The sequence below is a fragment of the Mesorhizobium sp. M7A.F.Ca.CA.001.10.2.1 genome (assembly GCF_003998575.1).
In the GTDB taxonomy this organism is placed as follows: Bacteria; Pseudomonadota; Alphaproteobacteria; order Rhizobiales; family Rhizobiaceae; genus Mesorhizobium.
In genome coordinates, this window is sequence record NZ_RZQY01000932.1 from 1 (window position 1) to 1,751 (window position 1,751).

A 1,751-nucleotide genomic window follows, 5' to 3' on the forward strand; every position below is an offset into this window, starting at 1 on the left:
GCCCGACAGCATCTGGCTGGCCTCGGTCAGCATGTGTTCCAGCGTCGCGCCCGAGCCGGACGCCCGAACCTGTGCCTCGATGGCGCGGCGCTCCTCGTCGGAAAGATCGCCAAGCTCCATGAAGGCATCGACGAAGAAACGCAGGCCGGCCTGCGTCGGCAGCCGGCCGGCCGAAATGTGCGGCGCGTAGATCAGGCCGAGATGCTCGAGGTCGCTCATGACGTTGCGGATGGTGGCCGGCGACAGCGAAGACGGCAGGATGCGCGACAGGCTGCGCGAGCCCACGGGTTCGCCGTCCCTGAGGTAGGAATCGACGATGCGCCGGAAGATGTCGCGCGAACGCATGTCGAGCGACTGGAGCGCGGGCGACTGCGAAGCGGGATCGACTGCCTTGGTCATACGGCCAAAAACCTCCGGCCCAAGGATATAGACTTACACTGCACCCGCGCAACCCGGTGTCTGTGTGAGATCACCCGGTGTCTTTGTGAGATCACCCGGTGTCTGAGTCAGATCGTCGGGCCATTTTCCTTTGCGCCACGCGTCCCATGCGGTTACAAGCCGGCCAAGATTCCGAAAAATGACAAGAAAGCAGCCTGAATGCGCCCTTCCAAACGCCAATTCGACGAAATGCGTGCCATCTCCTTCGAGCGCGGCGTCTCCAAGCATGCCGAAGGCTCATGCCTGGTGAAGTTCGGCGACACTCATGTCCTGTGCACGGCCAGCCTCGAGGAAAAAGTGCCGGGCTGGATGCGCAATTCCGGCAAGGGCTGGGTGACGGCGGAATACGGCATGCTGCCGCGCTCGACCGGCGAGCGCATGCGCCGCGAGGCTTCGGCCGGCAAGCAGGGCGGCCGCACGCTCGAAATCCAGCGGCTGATCGGCCGCTCCCTGCGCGCCGTGGTCGACCTGCAGGCGCTGGGCGAGCAGCAGATCACCGTCGACTGCGACGTCATCCAGGCCGATGGTGGCACCCGCACCGCATCGATCACCGGCGGCTGGGTGGCGCTGTATGACTGCCTGCGCTGGATGGAAGCGCGCCAGATGGCCAGCGTCGCCAAGGTGCTGAAGGACCATGTCGCGGCGATCTCCTGCGGCATCCATGACGGCCAGCCGGTCATCGACCTCGACTATATCGAGGATTCTTCGGCCGGCACCGACGCCAATTTCGTCATGACCGGCAAGGGTGGCATCGTCGAGATCCAGGGCACCGCCGAGGGCGAGCCTTTCTCCGAGGAGCAGTTCGCGGACTTGATGGGCCTGGCCAAGAAAGGCATCCAGAGGTTGGTGAGTCTGCAGCAGATGGCGGTGGCTTAGTTTTTCGATGTCGAGTTTGAGCGCCCCCCTCTGGCCTGCCGGCCATCTCCCCCTCAAGTGGGGAGATTGGCGACTTCTGCGTTGTCGCGCACCCTGCAACGCCGGAGATTGGCGAATACCGAAATGGCATCCGATCTCCCCCCTTGAGGGGGAGATGGCCGGCAGGCCAGAGGGGGGCGCCTCGTGACGCCCTCGGCCATCCTTGAATCCGCTCTCTACGTCACCGATCTTCCCGCAGCGGAAACCTTCTACACCGACATCCTCGGCCTCAATCTCCTCGGCAAGGTCGACGGCCGCCACCTCTTCTTCCGCTGCGGGCCGGGCGTGCTGCTCGTCTTCAACGCCGAGGCGACGAAAGTGCCGCCGGCGCCTGACGCCAGGCTGCCGGTGCCTCCGCATGGCGCGGTCGGCCAAGGTCATCTGTGCTTTACGTCGAC

The 1,751-nt window shown here is 64.8% G+C and carries 2 protein-coding genes and 1 pseudogene; 2 read left to right on the top strand and 1 reads right to left on the bottom strand.

Translation table 11 applies throughout. The annotated features are described in order from the left end of the window. Positions 1–399, bottom strand: a pseudogene (hrcA, locus tag EN964_RS33620) (heat-inducible transcriptional repressor HrcA); the annotation flags it as partial. A gap of 198 nt (positions 400–597) precedes the next feature. Here hrcA and rph point away from each other — a divergent pair. Continuing rightward, positions 598–1,314: a ribonuclease PH gene (gene rph / locus EN964_RS33625; RefSeq protein ID WP_056585385.1), complete on the top strand. Its 717-nt coding sequence runs from the start codon at positions 598–600 to the stop codon at positions 1,312–1,314. 183 nt (positions 1,315–1,497) lie between these two features. Then, a partial coding sequence (locus EN964_RS33635; RefSeq protein WP_206528803.1) for a VOC family protein occupies positions 1,498–1,751 on the top strand: 254 nt, incomplete at its 3' end.